This is a genomic window from Paenibacillus sp. UASWS1643 (assembly GCF_008693195.1).
Taxonomy (GTDB): Bacteria; Bacillota; Bacilli; order Paenibacillales; family Paenibacillaceae; genus Paenibacillus; species Paenibacillus amylolyticus_B.
In genome coordinates this window covers 1235963-1250720 of the sequence record NZ_VXKZ01000115.1, presented here as the reverse complement: position 1 = coordinate 1250720, position 14758 = coordinate 1235963, and the positions used below count along the sequence as shown (strand labels likewise).

Below are 14758 nucleotides of genomic sequence, written 5' to 3'. Positions count from 1 at the left end.
AACTATTGAAACTTTCAATCTTATGGGTTACTATCGTAGTTGTAACTTTCGAGGAGGATTCAAAAATGAATAAGAAAGTATATGTGCTTGCTATCGCAGCATTTGTGGTCGGAACCGTTGAACTGATCTTGGGCGGAATTCTGGACCTGATTGCTACGGATCTTCATCTTTCCCTGGCGAAAGCCGGGTATTTAATCTCTATTTTCTCACTGGTCTATGCGTTATCTGCGCCGATTTTATTAAATATGACGGCCAGATTCGAGCGTAAAAAAGTATATATGTGTACGCTATTTGTTTTTCTGATCAGTAACCTGATCTCTGCATTCAGTACCAGCTTTTATATGCTGATGGCGGGCAGAGCACTCGGAGCCGCCACGGGCTCTCTTATTTTTGTGCTCTCCCTGACCCTTGCAGCGCGCATTGTGGAACCACAATATAAAGGACGCGCCGTGGGGATCATTACCATGGGAGGTAGTGCATCACTTATCCTGGGTGTACCTCTTGGAATCTTTGTAGGTAACTTGGCAGGCTGGCGTGAGGTGTTTATGTTGATCGCTGTTCTGACCGTAGTGGTTATGGTGGCCATCTGGATTGCGATGGATCGTGTGCAGTCTATTCCTGCTGTATCCCTGAAGAAACAGCTTACGGCTCTGTGGAATCCAAAAATGTTGGCGATCCATGCTACGACTTTGCTTGTTCTCGCGGGTCATTTGACTTTATATGCGTATTTCACACCGTTTCTGCAAGAAACGCTGGGAGCCAGCGCAACGATGGTTACCTTTATCTATATGATGTTTGGGATCGCTGCTGTTGCAGGTGGAGGCATAGGCGGCATGTTATCCGATCGTCTGCATCCTGCTAAAGCCATTGTCATTGTGCTGATTCCTTTTATCATAAGTATGGCTGTCATTCCGTTCAGTGTGGGATTACCTTTGATCGCCTTCTTGTTATTGTTAAGCATCTGGAGTGCACTGAGCTGGACCGTTACGCCTGTACAAAATAGTCTGATTATCAAAACGTCACCGGAAACAGCCGAAACGCTAATCAGCACCAACTCAGGTATTGCACATGCAGGTATTGCACTGGGTACTTATATCGGTGGCATGGTAATTGAACACTCATCGATTCTGAACACCGGATGGGTTGGTTCTGTTCTGATTCTGCTTGGTTTGCTGTCTGCCATCTATGCCATTAGCGTTAAGGAAAAAACCGTTCAGGCGGTTGCTTAGAATAAAGAAATTAGACAAAAGCTTGAACCTCTGCATTCCCATAATCTAATGGGTGTAGAGGTTTTTTTCTGTTTCGCTAGAGTACACGTCAGTAGATTAAACCATTTTCATATCAAGCAAAACTTGCTTTATTCATACTAATCTATATAATTAAAAGAGTTTTAAAAAGTGTTATTTAATGTGGATTACATGATGTGTATTGAGGGAGCGGTGATCATGACTACGAAGACGGAAAAACAAAAAATGCTGGATGGCGAGCTGTACATGGCTTCGGATCTTCAATTGTCTGAGGACAGAGAGTATGCAAGGAAAATGACTCGGACGTTTAATCAAACGACGGAAACGGACGGTGAGCTTCGCACCAAGTTATTGAAGGAACTGTTTGGATCTACAGGTGAACACCTGGGCATGGAACCTAATATTCATGTGGATTATGGATATAACATTCATGTAGGCAACCATTTTTATGCCAATTTTAACTGTACGATATTAGATGTGTGTGAAGTTCGTATTGGAGACCATTGCTTAATGGGACCAGATGTACATATCTATACAGCTACTCATCCACTCCATCCGCATGAACGCAATACGGGTGCAGAATACGGCAAGCCGGTCACGATTGGCAATAATGTATGGATTGGTGGTAGAGCCGTTATTAATCCGGGGGTTACCATTGGAGACAACGTGGTCATTGCTTCCGGGTCTGTGGTTATAAAGGATGTTCCCGATAATATGATCGTTGGCGGCAATCCTGCCAGAATCATTAGAGAGATTGAGCTTTAATTTATTTTAGATAGAAGATGGGAAGTGCTTACGAAATGATGACTGAAAAAGAAAAATCCCAATTAGGGCTCTTGTATAACGCCAATTATGATCAAGAGTTAATTGAAGAGCGTTTACATGCCAAAGGGCTTTGTTACGATTATAACCAGCTCCATCCAGGGAAGATCGATGAAAGAGAAGCGTTAATCAAGAAACTGCTCGGGAAAACGACGGATCGTTTCCTGATTGAACAGCCCTTTGTATGTGATTACGGCTATAATATTGAAATTGGTGAGAACTTCTATAGCAATCATAATATTGTCATGCTGGATGGAGGAAAAATCAGTTTTGGAGATAACGTTTTTGTTGCTCCCAATTGCGGATTTTATACTGCAGGCCACCCTTATGATGTTGAGCAGCGCAATGAAGGTCTGGAGATCGTTGGCTCCATCACGGTGGGCAATAATGTATGGATCGGTGGCGGTGTGACAGTTCTTGCCGGTGTGACGATTGGAGATAATACGATCATCGGCGCAGGGAGCGTAGTGACCAAGAGTATACCGTCTGGTGTGATTGCTGCGGGTAATCCTTGCAGGGTCCTTCGCAAGATAACGGAAGATGACAAAACAAAGTACAGCAGGGATGTAGTGAAGAACATATAGTGAAGAATAAATTGTAAACAACGTGATAGTAGCTAATGAGAATGCTCGATGTGTATCAGCGGGTGTTTCTTTTTGAAAAAATAAAATCCCCCAGACAGAAAACATGCCAAGGTATCGTATAACCGACACTCTTTCATGTGATATGTCTGGGGGATAGAAGGATGTGAATGTATCTGTTACATTTGCTTAAAGAACTTTAACGCTGCAAACTTTTCCCGTTACTGCTGATCACTTCTTTGTACCAATGGAAGGATTTCTTACGATAACGTTCGAGTGTTCCTGATCCATCGTCATGACGATCCACATAGATATAGCCATAACGTTTTTTCAATTGGGCAGAAGACGCACTGACCACATCAATGCAACCCCATGATGTATAACCCATAATTTCAACGCCATCTTCAATAGCTTCACCAACTTGAACCAGATGATCATTTAGATACTGGATTCGGTAGTCATCTTCAACTGTTTTCTCGCCGTCAGCACCCGTGATCAACTCATCAACAGCACCAAGACCATTTTCTACAATGAACAGTGGTTTTTGATAGCGGTCATAGAACATGTTAAGCACATAACGCAATCCTTGCGGGTCAATCTGCCATCCCCATTCACTTGCTGGCAGATAAGGGTTAGGTACACCCCCAAGCAGATTACCTTCACCTGCGATTTGTTTCTCCGGGTCTGCTGTCTGACAGATACTCATGTAATAACTGAAAGAAATGAAGTCTACTGTATTCAACAACATTTCCTCGTCGCCAGCTTCCATCTGAATCTCAATTCCATTTTCACGGAAGTAACGTTTCATATAACCAGGGTAGCGGCCTCTTACGTGTACATCACCGAAGAAATAGTTGCTGTGCTCGAATTCCATGACTTTGATCATATCGTCTGGATTCGGTGTCAGCGGGTAGGTAGGCATACTGAGCATCATACAACCAATCTGTGCCGTAGGAATGATCTCATGACAGAGTTTCACAGCGGAAGCACTTGCTACAAACTCATGATGGATCGCTTGATACAGATCTTGTTTGCTAAGCTTTTCCTTCGGCGTGTAGATGCCTCCACTCATGAAGGGTGCTTCAAGAATCGAATTGATTTCGTTAAAAGTAAGCCAATATTTTACTTTGTTTTTATAACGTTTAAAAACTGCAGTTACATAACGCTCATAGAATCCAACCATTTTTCGGTTAACCCAGCCGTCGTATTCTTTGGACAAGTGAAGAGGTGTCTCATAGTGGGATAGCGTAACCAGTGGTTCTATCCCGTATTTGTGACACTCGTCAAACAGATCGTCGTAGAATTGCAGACCTTCTTCATTTGGTTCCAGCTCGTCCCCTTTTGGAAAAATCCGGGACCAGGCGATGGAAGTACGGAATACCTTGAAGCCCATCTCGGCAAACAGTTTCACATCTTCCTTGTAGCGATGATACAGATCGATACCGATCAGTTTCATGTTATCTTCGGTTGGTTCTTCCGTGATTGGACCCATGATGCCTTTGGGAGCTACATCCTGAGTAGATAATCCTTTGCCGCCTTGATTGTATGCACCTTCAGCCTGGTTGGCTGCAATTGCGCCACCCCACAGGAAATTTTCCGGGAATTGATAGATATGATTTTGAGAGTTACTCATGTGTATCCGCTCCATTCATCAAATTTATATTTAAGATGATTCATGTATGACATAAAAAAGCTTAAACGTTGTAACGGGTTACACGTCAAGTTTTACTTTTGACCCAGATTTGAGGCATACTATTATTCAAAATAATATTGGTTGAAAATTATCTAGTTCGTTAGCAAGAAGGGAGTCTCCGATGTCCAAGTTTGATGAAATTATGAAGCGGTCCGGTTACTCAAAAGCGACAGTGTCACGAGTGATTAATCATTCACCGCATGTCAGTGATGAAGCAAGACAGATCATAACGGATATTATGAAAAAGTTGAATTATATTCCCAACCGGAATGCGGTATCGTTATCTACAGGGCAAACAAAGCAGATTGGAATTGTGACCTCTACCACAGGTGAAATCATTCTTACATTCATGAATCAATTCATTGATACAGCCATGGATTTTGGGTTTCAGACGATTATCTATACATCCCGTGGAGATCCAGAGATTGAATTGCAGGCATTCGAAGATCTGCGCAGTAAACGAGTAGATGGGCTAGTTATTATTGCTTGTGTCAATGACCCTCGGAAATTAAAGGCTTATATGGAGTATGGGCCCATTGTCTCTTGGCAGCGAATGGGGAATGACGAGATTCCGTCTGTTGCGATGGATCAGGCAGAGGGGTATAAGTTAGCTCTGGAGCATCTGGTAACAAGAGGATACACTCGAATTGCGAATGCATTCGGAAGGGCTGAAAGTCTGAATACCCAGAGCCGCCGTGAAGCCTATGAATCTTTCATGAAGAGCAGAGGGTTGCATGTGTGGAATGAAGCATATCAATATTCCGTATTTAGCTCCTCCGATGGCGAAGAAGCGATGCGAAGAATGGCTGAGGGGTCAGAACTTCCACAGGCCGTATTATGTTCAAATGATTATGCAGCTATCGGCATTCTGAGTGAAGCACGCAGACGGAATATTCAGGTACCGGAACAACTCGCCATTGTGGGGTTTGATGATATCGAGCTTTCCCGTGTTCTTGGAATCACGACCATACACAATCCGATAGCGGAGCAAGCCACCCAGGCTTTTCATCACTTGTGGGCTGTATTGGGTAAAACTGAGTTGAAGACAGAACAGCTAACATACCAGCTGATTGAGCGTGAGACGACTTGAATCCGTAAGACCTGATGTGGGAATCTGGTTTTATGGATTCAATAATTATTCAAATTTGAAGCATCTTCGAATCGGACACATACGTTATACTGAATATGAGCTTCAGAACGACATATCTGTACAGAGATGTGGCGTGAAGTTTTTTGTTTCATGTTTCATGTTACAAGTTACATATTTCACAAACGATTAGCAGGAAAGGTGAGAATGGACTTTATGAAGACAGTGACAGGCCGATTCAGAATTGCGGGCATTTGGGAGGGCGTATCCTTACTTCTGTTGATTTTTATTGCAATGCCTCTGAAATATTTTGCAGATATCTCTTCCGCTGTAGCCGTAATGGGCATGATTCATGGTATTTTGTTTCCTTTGTACCTTATTGCCCTAGTGCATTTGGCTCTGGTCAAAAAGTGGAAGATAACACGTTGGTTAATGGGTGGACTCGCCGGTCTATTGCCGTTTGGAACTTTTGTATTTGAATCTTATCTTCGGAAGAGAGATTGGAAATAAAAATCAATATGACTAAATGAAAGCAGGCGACTAATTCAGATGTTATCCGAATTGTCGCCTGTTACTTTCTGTACAAGAACTACTTTACAGTACCTTGCTGACGATCGGACAGCAGGCTTACTCCAATATCACCAGAGGCATTCGACACAGGCGTATACGCCGAGAAGGAAGTAACAACAACCAGGGCAGTGAACAGAAATAAAAATGATTTTTTCATACCATAACCTCTTTCATATGGGGATATATTCCATTTGATTCTAACGCACATAGGTTATACTTGAAAAGAAAAAGTTTAAATGGGCAAGCTATTGAATGACTGAAAGGATTGAGCTTTCATGAAAGATATTCATGAGTTAACATCCATAGAAATGATTGAAGAAGCTATTCAACAATATGAAGTGGTTTTTTTGTATGTATCTCGTCCAGAGTGCAGTGTATGTCACGCTTTACTCCCAAAGATCAGGGCGTTGCTTGAACCTTATCCATCAGTATACCTGGGTCACATTAATGCTAATGAAGTGGAAGAGGTTGCATCCAAGTTTCTTATTTTTACCGTTCCAACAATGATCATGATTGTAGAGCAGAAGGAATATATTCGAGCGGATCGTTTTGTTCGCTTGGAACGTCTGGAAGAGCAGCTGCAACAGATTCACTCCATGTATATCCAGGATGAGGAATAGAAAGCTAAAGCCTCATGAACAGCGGCTCATATGAGCCGTTTTTTTTTGCGCCCGCAGTGGGCATATAGCTATGAATAAAGTACATGACGCCTGAACTCACAAATTAAAGTGTTGCCATGAAAACGGTTTTATGATAGTTTAAACATTATAAAAACGTTTTTATAGTAAAGGAACAAAACTTATGGCAAAGATAACGATTAAAGATGTAGCAAGGGAAGCGGGCGTATCCATATCTACGGTCTCCAACGCCTTGAATGGTGTGGATGTCTTGAACCCGGAGACAAAATCACATGTTCTTAAGGTGGCAGAGCGTTTAAATTATGTGCCCAATCTGAATGGCAAGCTGTTGAAGTCGGGTCAAACCAAAATGCTCGGTTTTTTCACTACAAGTGTATCGGGTCCGTATTTCTATAAGCTGGTGGAGTCAATGTCTCGTGAATGTGATCGTCTTGGGTATGGTTTGAATGTATTTGTGACCAAGGATAAACACGTTATTATGAGTAATATTCTGGGTCGGCGGGTGGATGGTGTCATTATCTACGAAGAGCTTCGGATCGATGAGCAAGATATTATCGCCATGGAGAAAGACAAGATCAAGGCAGTTTTTCTGGATCGGGTCTATCAGAGCGATACGATGGGAAGTGTCATTTTTGACTCCTATGTGGCGGCTTATGAAGCAACCAAGTATTTAATTGGGCTGGGGCACAAGAAAATTGCTTATATTTCGGGTGTGGACACGATGTTTGACAGTGTGCAGCGTAGAGACGGCTATCTGGCTGCCCTGCGTGAGTACCAGCTTCCAATCGATGAAGATTACATTATACAAGGGTATTTTGAGGAGGAGAGCACGTATAGTGCGATAAAATCTTTTCTTCACTTACACCCTGGCAAGCGGCCTGATGCATTTCTTGCAGGGAATGACTTGAGTGCAATTGGCTGTATGCATGCGTTGAAGTCTGAGGGTTTTGAAGTTCCTCAAGATGTGAGTGTCGTGGGTTTTGACGATATTGATATCGCACAGTATTTTTCTCCACCGCTTACAACGGTAAGAAACCAAATTGCAAGACAGGGTATCCTGGCCATCAATCAACTGGTGGGTATGATCAAGGATAAAGAACAAGGGGCTGCACAGAAATTGGCGGGTGAGCTGGTGGTGAGAGGTTCAAGCCATGTGAAGATCGACCGGAAAGACTACCGTACATAAGTTGATTCAGCGTCTTCTCCGGTCTTTTTTTATATAAATATAAACAAAGGGGTTTTTTATGTCGAAAAATAAAAACGTTTTTATAAACATGCATGCATGATGGAGGGGAGTAAAAAAACGTGGATAAATTAGCCGTAGAGACATCAATCGGTAAAAATGCGATCAGTCCCAATGGGAAGAAACCCATCGGACAACGGATTAAAGAATTCATAGTCGATTATCGGAGACAATGGGAGATTCAATCGATGATTATCCCGGGCATTATCTTTATGATTATTTTTTGTTACATCCCGATTTACGGTTTAACAATTGCCTTCAAAAATTACACGGTCATTGATACGCTGGCAACCGCTCCTTGGGTAGGGCTTGATAATTTCAGAATCATTTTATCAGATAAATACTTCTGGGATGCAGTCGTGAATACGCTGGGGATCAGTTTTTTGAAATTAGGTATTGGGTTCGTCATTCCCATCATTCTCGCGATCATGATCTACGAGTTAAACAGCGGACGATTCAAGAAGTTTGTGCAAACGGTTTCATATTTACCTCACTTTTTGTCCTGGATTGTACTTGGGGGAATGCTGATCACCTGGTTTTCGACAACGGGGTTATTTAATCAGTTGTTACTTAGCCTGGGGGTGATCTCGCAACCGCAGAACATCTTGCTGGATGCAGGCAAGTACTGGTGGATTGCTACGTTATCGGATATTTGGAAAGAAGCAGGTTGGGGAACGATTCTGTATCTGGCAATTATGGCGAAGATTGATCCTACGTATTATGAAGCGGCCAAAATTGATGGTGCAAGCCGTCTCAGACAGATCTGGAATATCACATTGCCTAATATGAGATCCATTATCAGCCTAAATCTGATTTTAACTGTAAGCGGTTTATTAGGGTCGAATCTGGATCAGACCCTGGTTCTCATGAACTCCCAGAACCGCGACAAAGCAGAAGTCATCAATTCGTACGTCTATCGTATGGGGATGTCTCAGGGTGACTTTTCATATGCAACGGCCGTTGGCTTGGGTGTCTCAATCATCTCTGTCATTCTACTCGTCACGGCAAACAAAATCACAAGCAAATTAAACGATAATCAATCTGTGTTGTAGAAGGAGGCATCCCGCGTGAATGGAAAGGTGGCAAAAGAAGATCTCGATAGTCGGATCTTTGATACCTTAAACATGATATTGCTAATCATCTGTACGGTCGTTATTCTGGTTCCGCTCTGGAATGTCATCATCTCTTCCTTTAGTTCAGGCAAAGCGTTAGCGGAAGGTGGGTTCATCTTCTGGTCACCGGAATTCTCGTTGGAGAATTACAGAGCTGTATTCAATGATCAGGGCATCTGGCAGGCATTCTTCATATCGGTGTCCAAAACAACGATCGGCGTTGTTACACATGTGTTCTTTTGTGCCATGGTTGGTTACGGTCTGAGCAAAAAGTACATAAGAGGCCGTAAATTATACGTTGCCATGGGTGTTATTACAATGTTCTTCTCGGGCGGCATGATCCCGACATACCTATTAATCAAATCACTTGGATTATTAAACAGCTTCTGGGTATACATTATTCCGGCGTTATTCAGCTTCTATGATGTCGTGATTCTGATGAATTTCTTCCGGAATGTCCCGGATTCGCTGGAAGAATCGGCCAAGATTGACGGCGCAGGGGATTGGCATATTTTCCTGAAAATCTTCATTCCACTCTCCATGCCGGCTATGGCTACGATTGCGCTATTTAATGGGGTTGGGCAATGGAACGACTTCATGACAACCAAGTTATACATTACCGATCAGTCACTGTATCCACTCCAGATGATGTTGTACGAGATTATCGTTCAGTCCCAGACACAGTCCATGCAAAATGTCGGTGGTTCGGCTGTCATTGAAACAACGACCAAAGGCGTGCAACTAGCCACGATTGTCATTACAACACTACCTATTGTACTGATCTATCCCATCGTTCAGAGATACTTTATCTCGGGAATGATGCTCGGAGCAGTCAAGGAATAGGAGCAACAAATATCCCATTTTGAGGAGGAACAAAAACATGTTGAAGTTGAACAAGGCATCAGGGAAAAAAGGGGTTAAATTGCTCGCAACACTACTCACAGCCGTACTTATGATTACAGGTTGCAGTGGTGGATCGGGGGGATCCAGTGAAGGGAACTGGGTTTCCATTGAAGATCGTTATACGGTTGACCCGGAAAAGCCAGCTTGGCAGTTGGATAAAAAGGAAGAAGCTACAGACCTGACGTGGTACGTCAATGCTGACTGGTGGAACACCGATTTTGGCAAGGACATTGTCACGAAGAAAATTAAAGAGGATCTGAACATCAATATTAAATTTATCACGGGTGATGATACCAAGTTAAACACCTTTTTCGCCGGCGGAGATATGCCTGACCTGCTAACCGTATTTGACTCGAATTCTCCAGTGGTACAAAAAGCTGCTACCTGGGCTCTGCCGCTGAACGATCTGGCGGAAAAATATGATCCTTATTTCAATAAAGTTGCGGCTGCCGATACATTGAACTGGTTCCAATTAGCGGATGGCAAAACCTATGGTTACCCGAACTATTCCAATACACAAGAGGATTATGATAGCGGTAACATTCCTGCAAAAACGGCATTTATCATTCGTAAGGATGTGTACGAAGCTTTGGGTAGTCCGGTCATTGGAACGCCAGAAGAATTCCAAAGTGTAATGAAACGTATTAAGCAAGAGTTCCCTGCGCTGATTCCGTTTGGATTCAACTCCATAGGTGAAGGAACAGGTTCACTCGGGGATACGTTGCAAGATTTCATCGGCGTTCCGTTGGAGACCGAATCAGGAGAATTCTATGATCGCAATCTGGATGAAGATTACCTCACGTGGTTGAAAACATTGAACACTGTGTATAGAGACGGCAATATCAGTGATGACAGTTTTGCCGATGATGGAACTGCTTTTGAGGAAAAAGTGAAGTCCGGTAAATATGCGACCATGCTGCTTGATGGTACACCTCAACAAGGAGGAAACTTGCAAATCTACATGAGTGCGAATCCAGGCAAAGAATATGTTGCTATCGATGGACCGCAGAGTACCAAAGGCAATGCACCAACATTGAATCAATCCGGGATAACCGGGTGGATGATTAATTTCATCTCCAAGGATTGTAAAGATCCGGCCAAGGCCATTCAGATATTCACGTACTTGCTGAGTGAAGAAGGACAGACACTCATGAATTACGGAATCGAGGGGGAAACCTACCAAACCAAAGCCGACGGTAGTGTAGAATTGCTGCCAGCAGTGAAAGACCTGCAACTCAATAACGCGGATCAATTCAAAAAGGATTATCGGATGGGTGAATTTATGTTCTTCGGTCATGATCGCCACAAAGCACTCAGTGCAGATGCTTTTCCGGAAGCGATCAAACAGATGCAGGAGTGGGGCAAAGGCAAGCTGAAACCACATTTCATTCTGGAGAATATTAGCCCGGATCAAGGTACACCTGAAGCTCGTGCGTTGTCAGCAATCAATACGAAGTGGAATACAACGCTGGTCAGTATGGTGCGGTCCAAGGATGATGCCTCGTATGACAATGCACTGGCTTCTTACAAGTCATTTTTAGGTGAGAACCGTTGGGAAGAAATTGTGAAGGTACGCAGTGAAAAGATGAAACTGAACAAAGAGAAACTGGGCATTCAATAATAGAAATACAAAGGAGAATCCTATGACTACATTCAAAATGTACAAATCAACAGGAGAAAATGAATTATTTGTACCCGTGTCCTCGGATCAATTGCAACCTCATGCCCCTGAGCTGGAGACAACGACCATTCTTCTGGATGATAAGCTATCGTATCAGGAAATGGACGGATTTGGTGCTTCTTTCACCGATTCTTCTGCCTATCTGATCAATCAAATCTTGAACGAGGAGCAGCGGGATGAGCTCATGTCCCGGTTGTTCCATCCGGAGAAAGGGATTGGGCTCTCGGTCATTCGTAATCCGATGGGCGCTTCGGACTACGCCAGAACGGTATACAGTTATAACGATATGCCAGAACAGCAAACAGACGCGGAACTAACCCAGTTCAGCATTGCACATGATGAAGAGGACGTTATTCCTTTAACCCAACAAGCATTAGGATTGAATCCTGAATTGAAACTGTTTGCTTCACCATGGAGTGCACCCGGTTGGATGAAAACGAGTGGATCCATGATTACCGGACAATTGAAGACGCAATGGTATCCCGTATATGCCGAATATTTTGTGAAATACATTCAAGCGTATAGAGAGCATGGATTACCGATCCATGCCATCACACCACAGAATGAGGCGCTTTATGAACCGGGGCATTATCCCGGTATGTTGATGCCAGCCGAAGCGCAAGCGGACTTTATCAAAAACCATCTCAAACCAGCCTTTGTTCGTAACGATATTCAAACTAAAATTCTCTGTTACGATCACAACTGGGATCAACCGGACTATCCACTGACCGTGCTGGAACAAGCGGGAGAGGAAGTTGACGGCGTGGCCTGGCACTGGTACGGGGGCGATGCATCTGCTCAAACGAAGGTATACGAAGCCTTTGCAGGCAAAGAAATGCACTTCACCGAAGGCTCAGGCGGAGAGTGGATCCCGCCATTTGAACAGGCCTTCTCGAATGTGATACGAACGGGAATTCAGATTCTTCGTAATTACAGCAAGTCATTCGTACTATGGAATATGGCACTTGATGAGAACAACGGGCCAACCGTTCCGGGATTTGGTCGCAGTACGTGTCGCGGGATCGTTCAGGTGAATCAGCAAACCAAGGAACTTATGTACACACTTGATTATTATGCCCTGGCACACTTTAGTGCATTGATTCGTCCAAAGGCTGTTCGGATTGAATCAACGTCCAATAATGATGGAATTTATTCTGTGGCTTTTAAAAATGTCGATGGTTCCGTAGCATTAGTCCTCTTCAATGATGGGGAGGCGATGGGCAACGTACAGGTTCAGCTGCGCGACGATGTATTGATGAAGTTCCAGCTGGAAAGCAAGAGTGTCTTGTCCATATTAATTACAGATGTATAAATGGATGAGTTATAAGTAGGCTTCATCAGAAAAGAAACCAAAAGAAGCGATATCCAGAGTGTACACGGATATCGCTTCTTTTGCTGACATTGGTCTGTGGATGGATCGCATTATAACGGTTGAATGGCGAGATGGGGTGTCCCACTACTCTCATCAACGAACAGAATATATTGATTGCCAGCGGTTCCGGTTAAGACCAGACCGGGTTGACCCGCAACACCAGGATTGTAATATCTGAACTGTTGTAGAGTTGGTAGAGACACGGGAAGAGAAGGCTGATTGAGTGCCATTAATTGTGTAGCAGCCTTAACGCTATCTCCAGCTTGAATCACTCCACCTACACCCAAATGATTAACAATCGAGGAGCTGGCATTGATTTGAAGGCTGCCTGTTATGGTCTGGCTACCATTGACGTTTAGATTGACACCAACGGTTTGATTACCATTAACGTGCAAATTCTGATTAATCGTCTGATTGCCGGTGACAAGGATGCTATCAAATGTTGGCAAAGATATCATCTCCTATATCGTATTCATATATTCTATGAGGACAAGATTTGAACCGACCCGGGTGACCACACATTATATGTACGAGTTAAGGCCCGTTTTGCTATGAAGAGCGAGTGAAGCGCTCAATAAAAGAAACCATGCCACGATTTCGTGCATATTGTAGGCAGAGAATGTTTACGTATGGAACGGGAGGGTTTGTTATCCGAAAGAAGTCCAAAATGCAAGTTAAGTCCATCAAAAAGAATCGTTCAGTTCACGATGCAAACCAGTTATTTCTGAGACAGATGCATGCAGTACTGAACAGAAAACTCAAATCCATGCGCAAACATATGGCAGTACAGCAGTTGGATCTCAAGCAACAATGGTTGAAAATGATGCAGGAGGAACATGCATCTAACCGCGTAAAGTCCAAAGTGATCTATAAGGAGTTAAATGTGCTTCTGATTACACCGTGTAATGACCGGGAAATGTCATCACATTGTGTACTGATTGAACAAAGCCTTAAACATCTCGTGAGGCATGTAAATGAGATTAAATATATAGAATCCGTTTCAGCCAGTCTGTCTGCGATGGAGGTTGACCTGATTCTCATTGTTGGAAGTGATGAAAGTTTGCCGAATGAGAATATCACAGCGTTAAAAGCATCCACCGCAAAAAAAGCAATCTGGTTATCTCCGAATCAAAATGTAAATCAAAGCGATGAAATGTTGCCATGGTTGGATCACTTGTTTGTACAGCATTCATGGTCAATAAGCGACCATCAGCATCATATGGGAAGCACTGGTAGTCATGAACTTTTAATGCCGCCTGATCCACATATATTCTGTCCTCAAGCTGTTCCCCCGGAGTACGAATCGGATGTTTATATCATCGGGGATGCGGAACTGGATAATATCCAAACGACTTTTGCCAAATCTGGTCTTCTGAATAACAAAATAGTTCGGGTGGATGGGAAGGGTTGGGCAAAGCTTGGAGATTTTTATCCCGTTCGCAGACATGAAGCTCGCCAGATTTTATTTAACGGAAGCAAACTGGTTATTCATAGTGGCGAATCAATCAAAAACGTGATGGAAATTGCCGCATGTGGGACGTTTCAGCTCATAGGACCATCTGTGAATCAGAGCAACGGGATAGACCTTAGTAACTTTCAACAATACAACTCTTGTGAAGAACTCACTCAGAAGTTTGAACATTACTGGCAGAGTGTTGATGCAAGGAGACTGGCCGCTAGCCAAGCTCTGGCATACATGAAATATAATCAATCCCATCTGCAAAAAACATTGCGACTGCTGGATATCATATTCACATAAACCATCAAGAAGCACAGGATGTAGGCTGAATAATGTTGCTGCATTGGAGG

15 protein-coding genes are annotated in these 14758 nt (G+C 43.3%); 12 read left to right on the top strand and 3 right to left on the bottom strand.

Annotated elements, in window-relative coordinates; translation table 11 throughout:
* Window positions 1-65: 65 nt before the first annotated feature.
* The 3 genes from FE296_RS29780 (at window position 66) to FE296_RS29770 (ending at window position 2653) form a co-directional block, all read left to right on the top strand.
* The gene (locus FE296_RS29780; RefSeq protein ID WP_150367384.1) at window positions 66-1229 is read left to right on the top strand and encodes an MFS transporter; all 1164 of its coding nucleotides are present in this window, start codon (window positions 66-68) and stop codon (window positions 1227-1229) included.
* 216 nt (window positions 1230-1445) lie between these two features.
* Window positions 1446-2012 (top strand): sugar O-acetyltransferase, encoded by a 567-nt coding sequence (locus FE296_RS29775; protein WP_150367383.1) that lies wholly within the window; start codon window positions 1446-1448, stop codon window positions 2010-2012.
* Window positions 2013-2050: 38 nt separating this feature from the next.
* On the top strand, window positions 2051-2653 hold the full coding sequence (locus FE296_RS29770; RefSeq protein WP_124114526.1) for a sugar O-acetyltransferase: 603 nt from the start codon (window positions 2051-2053) through the stop codon (window positions 2651-2653).
* Window positions 2654-2849: 196 nt separating this feature from the next.
* Here FE296_RS29770 and FE296_RS29765 read toward each other — a convergent pair whose 3' ends face one another.
* Complete coding sequence (locus FE296_RS29765) at window positions 2850-4283, bottom strand: glycoside hydrolase family 1 protein (RefSeq protein ID WP_150367382.1); 1434 nt, start codon at window positions 4281-4283, stop codon at window positions 2850-2852.
* Between the two features lie 181 nt (window positions 4284-4464).
* On the opposite strand from FE296_RS29765, the gene FE296_RS29760 reads away from it, so the two are divergent.
* The gene (locus tag FE296_RS29760; RefSeq protein WP_150367381.1) at window positions 4465-5433 is read left to right on the top strand and encodes a LacI family DNA-binding transcriptional regulator; all 969 of its coding nucleotides are present in this window, start codon (window positions 4465-4467) and stop codon (window positions 5431-5433) included.
* A gap of 204 nt (window positions 5434-5637) precedes the next feature.
* Window positions 5638-5940 (top strand): DUF3817 domain-containing protein, encoded by a 303-nt coding sequence (locus FE296_RS29755; protein WP_306068467.1) that lies wholly within the window; start codon window positions 5638-5640, stop codon window positions 5938-5940.
* Between the two features lie 79 nt (window positions 5941-6019).
* Here the strand turns inward: FE296_RS29755 and FE296_RS33070 are convergent, their stop codons facing one another.
* A complete protein-coding gene (locus FE296_RS33070; protein ID WP_017688678.1) occupies window positions 6020-6157 on the bottom strand; it encodes a hypothetical protein in 138 nt (45 codons plus the stop codon).
* A gap of 118 nt (window positions 6158-6275) precedes the next feature.
* Here FE296_RS33070 and FE296_RS29750 point away from each other — a divergent pair, with 118 nt between their 5' ends.
* The 6 genes from FE296_RS29750 to FE296_RS29725 all read left to right on the top strand — a co-directional run bounded on the left by FE296_RS29750 (window position 6276) and on the right by FE296_RS29725 (window position 12889).
* Complete coding sequence (locus FE296_RS29750; protein WP_124114529.1) at window positions 6276-6620, top strand: thioredoxin family protein; 345 nt, start codon at window positions 6276-6278, stop codon at window positions 6618-6620.
* 181 nt (window positions 6621-6801) lie between these two features.
* Window positions 6802-7824 carry a LacI family DNA-binding transcriptional regulator gene (locus FE296_RS29745; protein ID WP_124114530.1) on the top strand — a complete coding sequence of 341 codons (1023 nt, stop codon included), beginning with the start codon at window positions 6802-6804 and terminating at the stop codon, window positions 7822-7824.
* A gap of 119 nt (window positions 7825-7943) precedes the next feature.
* Window positions 7944-8933, top strand: coding sequence for an ABC transporter permease (locus FE296_RS29740; RefSeq protein WP_223869093.1), 990 nt, complete (start codon window positions 7944-7946; stop codon window positions 8931-8933).
* Window positions 8934-8948: 15 nt separating this feature from the next.
* Window positions 8949-9836: a carbohydrate ABC transporter permease gene (locus tag FE296_RS29735; RefSeq protein ID WP_076211802.1), complete on the top strand. Its 888-nt coding sequence runs from the start codon at window positions 8949-8951 to the stop codon at window positions 9834-9836.
* Between the two features lie 37 nt (window positions 9837-9873).
* Window positions 9874-11517, top strand: a complete 1644-nt coding sequence (locus FE296_RS29730) for a type 2 periplasmic-binding domain-containing protein (RefSeq protein WP_190945636.1) — start codon at window positions 9874-9876, stop codon at window positions 11515-11517.
* Window positions 11518-11539: 22 nt separating this feature from the next.
* Window positions 11540-12889, top strand: coding sequence for a glycoside hydrolase family 30 protein (locus tag FE296_RS29725; protein WP_150367380.1), 1350 nt, complete (start codon window positions 11540-11542; stop codon window positions 12887-12889).
* Window positions 12890-12999: 110 nt separating this feature from the next.
* Here FE296_RS29725 and FE296_RS29720 read toward each other — a convergent pair whose 3' ends face one another.
* The gene (locus FE296_RS29720) at window positions 13000-13407 is read right to left on the bottom strand and encodes a hypothetical protein (protein WP_223869092.1); all 408 of its coding nucleotides are present in this window, start codon (window positions 13405-13407) and stop codon (window positions 13000-13002) included.
* 209 nt (window positions 13408-13616) lie between these two features.
* Between FE296_RS29720 and FE296_RS29715 the strand changes: the two genes are divergently transcribed.
* The gene (locus FE296_RS29715; protein WP_150367378.1) at window positions 13617-14708 is read left to right on the top strand and encodes a CgeB family protein; all 1092 of its coding nucleotides are present in this window, start codon (window positions 13617-13619) and stop codon (window positions 14706-14708) included.
* The last annotated feature ends 50 nt before the right edge of the window (window positions 14709-14758 follow it).

Excerpts from the sequence above, each read along its gene's own strand:
- FE296_RS29765 (WP_150367382.1), bottom strand. The coding sequence starts at position 4,283 with ATGAGTAACTCTCAAAATCATATCTATCAATTCCCGGAAAATTTCCTG.
- FE296_RS29780 (WP_150367384.1), top strand. The coding sequence starts at position 66 with ATGAATAAGAAAGTATATGTGCTTGCTATCGCAGCATTTGTGGTCGGA.
- FE296_RS33070 (WP_017688678.1), bottom strand. The coding sequence starts at position 6,157 with ATGAAAAAATCATTTTTATTTCTGTTCACTGCCCTGGTTGTTGTTACT.
- FE296_RS29720 (WP_223869092.1), bottom strand. The coding sequence starts at position 13,407 with ATGATATCTTTGCCAACATTTGATAGCATCCTTGTCACCGGCAATCAG.
- FE296_RS29730 (WP_190945636.1), top strand. The coding sequence starts at position 9,874 with ATGTTGAAGTTGAACAAGGCATCAGGGAAAAAAGGGGTTAAATTGCTC.
- FE296_RS29750 (WP_124114529.1), top strand. The coding sequence starts at position 6,276 with ATGAAAGATATTCATGAGTTAACATCCATAGAAATGATTGAAGAAGCT.
- FE296_RS29775 (WP_150367383.1), top strand. The coding sequence starts at position 1,446 with ATGACTACGAAGACGGAAAAACAAAAAATGCTGGATGGCGAGCTGTAC.
- FE296_RS29760 (WP_150367381.1), top strand. The coding sequence starts at position 4,465 with ATGTCCAAGTTTGATGAAATTATGAAGCGGTCCGGTTACTCAAAAGCG.
- FE296_RS29755 (WP_306068467.1), top strand. The coding sequence starts at position 5,638 with ATGGACTTTATGAAGACAGTGACAGGCCGATTCAGAATTGCGGGCATT.
- FE296_RS29770 (WP_124114526.1), top strand. The coding sequence starts at position 2,051 with ATGACTGAAAAAGAAAAATCCCAATTAGGGCTCTTGTATAACGCCAAT.
- FE296_RS29715 (WP_150367378.1), top strand. The coding sequence starts at position 13,617 with ATGCAAGTTAAGTCCATCAAAAAGAATCGTTCAGTTCACGATGCAAAC.
- FE296_RS29745 (WP_124114530.1), top strand. The coding sequence starts at position 6,802 with ATGGCAAAGATAACGATTAAAGATGTAGCAAGGGAAGCGGGCGTATCC.
- FE296_RS29725 (WP_150367380.1), top strand. The coding sequence starts at position 11,540 with ATGACTACATTCAAAATGTACAAATCAACAGGAGAAAATGAATTATTT.